The sequence below is a fragment of the Aquabacterium sp. A08 genome, from assembly GCF_011742065.1.
Window position 1 is genome coordinate 1 of sequence record NZ_JAAQQT010000575.1, and the last position, 7,349, is coordinate 7,349.

7 protein-coding genes and 1 pseudogene are annotated in these 7,349 nt (G+C 59.2%); 5 read left to right on the forward strand and 3 right to left on the reverse strand.

Going from position 1 to position 7,349, the window contains the following annotated elements; all coding sequences use genetic code 11:
• A pseudogene (locus HA630_RS23465) lies at positions 1 to 240 on the reverse strand (1,6-anhydro-N-acetylmuramyl-L-alanine amidase AmpD); the annotation flags it as partial.
• Between the two features lie 140 nt (positions 241 to 380).
• On the opposite strand from HA630_RS23465, the gene HA630_RS24680 reads away from it, so the two are divergent.
• The 5 genes from HA630_RS24680 to HA630_RS06905 are packed head-to-tail and all read left to right on the forward strand — an operon-like array spanning position 381 to position 4,767.
• Positions 381 to 800: a type IV pilin protein gene (locus HA630_RS24680; protein WP_166833583.1), complete on the forward strand. Its 420-nt coding sequence runs from the start codon at positions 381 to 383 to the stop codon at positions 798 to 800.
• A gap of 12 nt (positions 801 to 812) precedes the next feature.
• Entirely contained in the window at positions 813 to 1,340 is a 528-nt protein-coding gene (locus HA630_RS25595) for a prepilin-type N-terminal cleavage/methylation domain-containing protein (RefSeq protein ID WP_166833585.1), read from the forward strand.
• Positions 1,337 to 1,903: a PilW family protein gene (locus tag HA630_RS06895; RefSeq protein WP_166833587.1), complete on the forward strand. Its 567-nt coding sequence runs from the start codon at positions 1,337 to 1,339 to the stop codon at positions 1,901 to 1,903. Before HA630_RS25595 ends, HA630_RS06895 begins: the two co-directional genes overlap by 4 nt.
• Positions 1,900 to 3,114, forward strand: a complete 1,215-nt coding sequence (locus tag HA630_RS06900; RefSeq protein WP_208299997.1) for a PilX N-terminal domain-containing pilus assembly protein — start codon at positions 1,900 to 1,902, stop codon at positions 3,112 to 3,114. Before HA630_RS06895 ends, HA630_RS06900 begins: the two co-directional genes overlap by 4 nt.
• A gap of 51 nt (positions 3,115 to 3,165) precedes the next feature.
• Positions 3,166 to 4,767 carry a hypothetical protein gene (locus tag HA630_RS06905; RefSeq protein ID WP_166833591.1) on the forward strand — a complete coding sequence of 534 codons (1,602 nt, stop codon included), beginning with the start codon at positions 3,166 to 3,168 and terminating at the stop codon, positions 4,765 to 4,767.
• A 546-nt stretch (positions 4,768 to 5,313) separates the two neighbouring features.
• Here HA630_RS06905 and HA630_RS06910 read toward each other — a convergent pair.
• Entirely contained in the window at positions 5,314 to 5,736 is a 423-nt protein-coding gene (locus HA630_RS06910) for a prepilin-type N-terminal cleavage/methylation domain-containing protein (protein ID WP_166833593.1), read from the reverse strand.
• 173 nt (positions 5,737 to 5,909) lie between these two features.
• The coding region (locus tag HA630_RS06915; RefSeq protein ID WP_243855380.1) for a sigma-54 dependent transcriptional regulator at positions 5,910 to 7,349 on the reverse strand (1,440 nt) is incomplete at its 5' end.

A 7,349-nucleotide genomic window follows, 5' to 3' on the forward strand; every position in this document is an offset into this window, starting at 1 on the left:
GCCGGTGCGGCGGATGAAGTAGTGCGCCGACACCTGCAGGCCACGGATGGCCTGGAAGTAGGGGTGGGCGTCCCAGTCCAGCGTGTTGGTGAACAGCTGCGGCACCTCCGGCCCGCCGTACTGGCCGGGCGGCAGGCTGATGGAGTGCACCACGATCAGGCTGACTTCGGTGCTGGGGGGGCGGGGGCCGAAGTTGGGCGATGCATGTGATTTAGCACCGTAGAGCACTGGAGACACCATTGGGGCTCAAAGTGGTGGTTTGTATGGGTACAGTGTATGCACGCCAACCATCCGTTCCGTTCGTACAGTGTGTAGCTGCGCTCGTCGCTTACTTGTTCGGTGGCTGAGCTGTGGCGTTAAAGTGACACAAGGAGTAGCGCATGATTCAAAAACACAGTCAAAAACAAGTGGGTTTCACGTTGATCGAGGTGATGATCGTTGTCGCGATCATTGGCATCTTGGCAGCCATCGCTTGGCCTTCTTATCTCAACTATATTCGTGAAGCCCGTCGGTCTGACGCTATTGCTGCACTGACGGCGGTGCAGCTGGCGCAAGAAAAATTTCGTGCCAACAACACCTCATACACAGCAAATTTTGCCGAGTTGGGTACTGCTTCCGCCAACTCGCCAGAGGGTTTCTACACACTGGCCATTGCTGACGTCACGGCACAAGGCTACACGGCAACTGCGACGCCTGTGGCAGGTTCTAGCCAAGCTGCAGATGCGCCATGCCCAACCATCACATTGACAGTGAATGGTGCTGCCACCACCACTGGCCCAGCGGCCTGCTGGAAGCGCTAAAAGGTGCGCACCATGAACGCACGGCTTCGAGGTTTTACCCTCATTGAGTTGATGGTCACGGTAGCCATTGTGGGCATTCTTGCTGCCTTAGCTTATCCAAGTTTTGTCCGTCAGATTGAATCGAACCGCCTTCAGTCGGCAGCTGAAGATGTGTACCAGTCCATGCGGCTGGGTCGCAGCGAGTCGATGAGGCTTTCTACCGATATTTTTGTCAATGTCAAAAACTCCGGCGCAGCCAACTGGGCGCTGTCTGTCAGCACGACTGCTGCTTGTGACCCCGATACGGCGGCGTCGGCTTGCCATGTGGCCAGCGTTGTGCCGCGTGTAGCGGCCAACTACCCAGGCATGACGTTGACCGGTACAGGCTTCTTGATTTCTGGCAGGAAAGCAACCATGACACCTACTACGCTTGGTGCGGTTCCCGAAATTCAGGTTTCGTCACCTTCAGGCATGGTGCTCGGAATCCGCGCCACAGACACTGGGCTGGTCACACTTTGCACCCGTACCGACTTCATTATCCGTTACCCCGCTTGCCCATGAAATCCACGATGCAAAAACAGCGAGGCCTCTCGCTTATTGAATTGATGGTCAGTCTGGTGGTCGGCATGATTGTGATTGCCGGCTCCATCATGATGTTTGGCCCAATCAGCAGGAGCACGAGCGATGCGCTGCGCAGTAGCAAGCTCAACACAGACCTTCAGACTGCGGTGGACGTCATGGCCAACGAGTTGCGGCGCGCTGGCTATGTCTCTAACGTCGGTGCCGTACCACCCGTGGTGCAGGTGACCGACGATGGCGCCTGTGTCTTGTATGCCTACCAAGAGCCTGGCGTGGGTGCGGTGACTTGGGGCGGATTCGCCTTTGAAAATAATGCCCTAACCATGATCCAGGGGCAGATAGCACAGCCCGCTGACTGTACTGTTGGACAAGCCTGGACAGACCCAGCGCTGTTCACAGTGACTGCCGTGGTATTCAGTTGTACAGACGGTGGCAGAGCGATTGAGATTGAACTGCAAGGGCAAGTTGGTGCGGGTGTCAATTTGCCTCGCAAGGGCGTTGGCAGCAAAACCTATCTGAGGAACACGACATGCGTGACCGTATGAGCCCCCACAAAAGAAAAAGTCGTGGTGTAGCGACCCTGTTTGTGTCTGTGGCACTGGTGCTGCTGACCACACTCGCGGCTTTGTACCTGAACCGCAGCGCCGTGGGCGAGTTGCGTACATTGGCCAACCAAACCAGGGCGCAGCAAGCGTTGCAAGCGGCTGACTCGGGGTTGACCTGCGCCATCAACGCTTACTTCGACACAGGGGCAGGTGGCTTCACCTACGACATCAAAACCGCTGCTGGCGTGGCGCAGGTGCGAGCCGATTGTCTGGCTGCAGTGGCCGCAGCGAATGCTGTGCCCATCCGTTTGACCAATGTGAGGTTTTGTGATTATTCCGTGCCTGTGGCGCCGGTGAGTTTGGATACCCTCATCAACAATTGTGTTTCACCACCCACAGGTAACAGCGTGCTGGTGGTGGCCACGGGTACCAGTGCAGACGGTAGCGCATTGCGCCATGCGTCAATCGTATTGGCCAGTCGGGCAGGCGGATTGCGGCTGGGCAACATCGCACCGTTGACGGTGAAGGGTGCGTCGGGCACGCTGACCGGTAACGCATCCGTGGTGAACAACGAAAACAACCTCACCATTTGGACCGGGGCTGAAGTCGGTGCTTTGTCCGGTAGCTTTGAAACGTTCGTAAATATTGATGGCACCAATAACCAAAAAAGCTCCGAAAAAGAAGGCGGCACCAAGTTCAACCTGGGGCCTGATGTGGTGACCAATGACCACAACCTGCGCAACCTGACACAGGAAAACTACGAGAGATTGGGCTTGCTGCAGACATTCGATGAGTTCAAGCAGCGGGCGGAATTGAAGATCGACTTGGCAAGTACCACAGCGGCCGCAGCATCTGCCTTGATTTCGGCCGGGGGGTGGAAGACCGTCGCGGTATTCCACAGCGGTGGCGGTGCTGTGGATATCTCGCTGGGGGCATCGGCCGGTACGGCCTCCAGCCCCGTGGTGATTGCTGTGGATGGCAACATCACATTCACCGGCAAGCCGACCATTTACGGCAGTATTTATTCCTCGGGCAGGTCGGATTTCAAGGGCGGCGGCGATGTGTACGGCGCGGTGATCGCCAACACGGTTGAAGGTCCCCCGGGTAAAGGCAACTTCACCATCACGGCTGATTCCTCGACCATGGCCAAGGTCGAAGAAATTCTGGACCCCAGCCGTGCTGCGGTGTCCGGCACATGGCGCGACTGGTGATGCGCCTTGCCATGGGGTGCTTGTGCATAAACAAAATGTGAGGTGGCGGACATGAAACAGTCCTTGAAACATGAAGCCGGCGTTGGTTTGCTGGAAGTGATGATTGCGTTGCTCGTGGTGTCCATGGGTACATTGGGTGTCATACGCATACACGCCTCGGTGCTGGATGCCAACTGCAACGCCAAGGCGCTAGGTGCCGCCACTGCGTTGGCACAGATGGAGTTTGAGCGTGTCAGAACCTTCTTGCCAGCGGCCATTTGCAATGCCGGTGACCCCGACGAACCGGCAGACGAGAACTTTGGGATTGCCGGAGGCTTTGAGGGCGTTGACCCTGCCGATGCCGCCAGTTGCAGCAACCTGCTGAATACCCAGGGCGGTTTGTACTACAGCGTCACCGTCACCTCGGACAGTTGCAAAGAGGCTGGGCAAACTTACAGTTTTCGTTCGTTTTTGCGGCCGTTTGACCCTTCCATATTCACGGCCAGTGGTGGAGGAAACGCAGCTGTTCCCCAACCTGCTGTGGCCAAGCGTTTGAACGATACGGTGGGCAAGGCCGATGGCGATATTCCTGCCGATGCCAAGCGGCCCACTGGCGTGGCTGTGGTGCCACAAGCCGATGGCAGCTTCATTCTTTATGTCAAAGGTCCAGATGGGCGCTACTACGGCCGCATTGAAAGCAACGTGGAGTTGCTGGAGGTGTCCGGCATTATTGCGTCGAGGGATGCGCCGATTTCGGAACTGGCCCTGAACATGCAGTTGCTGACCACTGCTGTGGGGTTTTGCCAGTTTCCGCTGAAATACACCAACGCCAACGACCACACCACCTATGTGCTTGACGTGTTGCCCACGGGCACCAAGTCGGCGGCTTATGTCTGCTTTGTTCCTACGGGGTGGTACGGCAACATTGCGTTGGACATCAACGCGTCCAAACAGTTTGCCTGCCCGGACGAGCCGGACAACGTCAACCTGGTCGGGGGCTCGCGTTCCATCAAAGCCGTTTTTTCGCAGGTGGTGCCGCCTTCGTCCAATGACGACATCGTGGGCCAGTCGGGCATTTTGAAATACCACGAAACCAACGGCCAAACACGCAAACTGCATTACGTGGTGTACGGTGCAAACAACCCAGTGCGTTGCCAGACGGCAATATTGAACAAAGGTAGCGGCAACAACGCGCCCAACAATTTCATCACGGCCACCAGTCACGGTTCGCCTTCCACGTCTTACGTCATTTCATCGCAAGGTTATGGCGGCCTCAAGCAGTACCAGGAACCCAGCCCTACGGTAGCGGGCTTGAAGGGCGTGTCGTGCAGCACAGATGGTTCGTGCCTGCGCCCGCGTGACTACTGGTTGGAAGTCAACGGTGCTTTGACGGTGGCGGGTACCTTGAGCACCACCGACCTGACGATTGACATGAACGACGTCCAGATCAACATTTCTGCCCCCAACCCGTTCACAGGGGTGGTGGCCTCTGCCTGTGCGGTGACAGTGACCAATGCCAGCAGTGCAAGCTTCAGTTGCCTGACGGCCCCCAGCAGAGAAGTGGTCCTGTCTGTGGCCAACCCCACGGGGGTGACGGTATTGAACACCGACGCGGCCACTGTGACCGTTGGCAGCAGCAGTGTCTCGGGTATTGCTTTGGAGCTAAAGCGTTAAGTCAGCAAGGTGTTCAAGTCTCCAATGCCCGCGGAGCTTGACCGGCCTTTTGCTTTGGTTGGCGAAGGTATGTAAAGCGCTAGCGCTGGGCAGTGGCTCAGTCCGGTGCCAATCATGATTTCGTGAGTGAACATCTGACGATGCTTCAGAGTAACCGCCTTTGATCAAACATGCATCTTCAGGAAAATTGGCTTGAGGCCAAGTCGCCAAGCAAGCGTTTGACCTTGCTATTTTTTCCGTAACTGGTGCAGCTGGGTTAAGCGTCGGTTTGCCAACACCAGAACCTGCTGTTTCATTTGTGCCGCGTACGAGTCGCTGATGCCGTGTATCCTGTGCGTTTGGTCGACCTTGGCGCCCAGTTCGACTTACTTGAGGATTCCGGTTATCTGCGCTTTGCTGAATCTGGATTTCTCCATGTTGAGACTATGTGGGGCGAGATTTTCTACTTGCGGCTGGTTCAGATATTAAGGACTTAAATCATCAATTTTTGATAAAAAAGCACACTGCATTAGCAGTGTGCTTTATGGATATAATAAATCAAAAGATTTAGCGGCAGGTGGCAGGCATCCAATTTTCTGGTGCGCCCACACATGCCCATGCAGTGACGATGCCAGCGTTTGCCAGAGGTGTTGGCGTCAATGTGACTGTAACGTCATCAGCGGCAACCACAGTCCCAACAACTGTAATTACACCCGTGGCACCAACCGTGACACTTGTGACACGGTCTGGTACTGTGTCGGGATCGCAGGTGGTGTAGTCGGGATCAGCCGGTGCTGGAGCGCCTTGATTAAGTTCTTGAACACAAGTTCGAGCTGCGCTAGCTGCCAAAACGATTTCTGACGCAGTAGCGCGCCGAGTGTAATCTTGGTAAGCCGGCAGCGCAACAGCTGCCAAAATACCAATAATTGCCACCACGATCATCAGTTCGATCAGGGTGAAGCCTTGTTGGGCACGTTGCTTGAGTTTCATGGGTTTCCCCTCCAAAAGTTGGTTGAACCACCCCAAGGTTTTGAGGCTGGTGTGTGTTATGCAGCATCCGTGCCAGCGGCTTCCACGGTGTGTTCTCCTAGGACAAAGCCCCCAAAGGCTCATTTGCATGGGGGTGGTCACATCAAAATTTGATGTGAAATGTTGATGTGCCGTTAGGCGCTGTCGCCCAGGCCCAGGCGCTGCATCCAGTAGCGCAGTTTGGCCAGCGTCCAGCCCAGTTGGCGGGCGGTGCGGCTTTGGTTCCAGCGGTTGTGGGCCAGCAGGGCGGCCAGGTGGGCGCGGTCGGGCTCGGCGTCGGCTGGCCACGGGGTGCCGGGGGGCAGGGCTTGCAGCGGGGCGGGCACGGTGGGGGCAAAGCCGCTGTCGGCGAAGCCGGGGGGTGGGGGCGCCACGCTGGGGGGGGGCTGTATGGCCTCGGCCCCCAGGGTGGGGCCGGTGTGCAGGGCCAGGGCGCGTTCCAGGGTGTTTTCCAGTTCGCGCACGTTGCCGGGGAAGGGGTGGCGGGCCAGGGCGGCCAGGGCGTCGGGCGCCAGGGTGGGGGGCTGGGGCAGGCCGTTGCGCTGGGCCAGGCGGGCCAGCAGGGCGTGGGCCATGTCGGGCAGGTCGCTGGCGCGTTCGCGCAGGGGCGGTATGCGCAGTTCAATCACGTTCAGGCGGTAGTACAGGTCTTGCCGGAAGCGGCCTTGCTGCACGGCGCGGGCCAGCTCGTGGTGGGTGGCGCTGACGAGGCGCACGTCGGTGGCTTCTTCTTGCGTGGCGCCCAGGGGGCGCACCTGCCGTTCCTGGATGGCGCGCAGCAGCTTGGCCTGCATGGGCAGGGGCAGGTCGCCCAGTTCGTCCAGAAACAGGGTGCCACCCTGCGCGGCCTGGAAGTAGCCGGGCCGGTCGGCGGTGGCGCCGGTGTAGGCGCCTTTGCGCACGCCGAAGAATTCGGCCTCCATGAGGTTTTCGGGGATGGCGCCGCAGTTGACGGCCACAAACGGGCCGGCCGCGCGGTGGCTGCAGGCGTGCAGGGCGCGGGCCACCAGTTCTTTGCCGGTGCCCGATTCGCCCAGCACCAGCACCGGGGCCATGGTGGGCGCCACGCGCTGGATGTGCTGGCGCACCGCCACCATGGGCGCCGAATGGCCGACGATGCAGGCCAGCGCGGCGGCGGCCTGGGGCGTGAGGGCGCTGGGGCCGGCCTGCTGGGGGGCGGGGGCCGCGCTGCCGTGGTGGCCTTGGGTGGCGTTGCTGGGCTGGCCTTGCAAGGCGGTGGCCACGGCCTGGCGCAGTTGGGGCAGTTCGACGGGTTTGGTCAGGTAGTCGAAGGCACCAGCCTTGAGGGCCTCGACCGCGTTGTGGGCCGAGCCGTAGGCGGTGATGACGATGGTTTTTTCGGGCCGTTGCTCGGCGGTGACTTGGCGCACCAGTTCCAGCCCCAGGCCGTCGGGCAGGCGCATGTCGGTGATGACGAGCTGGTAGTGCCGTTCGGCCAGCCGGGCGCGGGCGCTGGCCAGGGTGTCGGCGGTGTCCACCCGGTAGCCGACCTTGAGCAGGGTGAGTTCGTAGAGGGTGCGCAGGTCGGGCTCGTCGTCCACGACGAGGAGGTG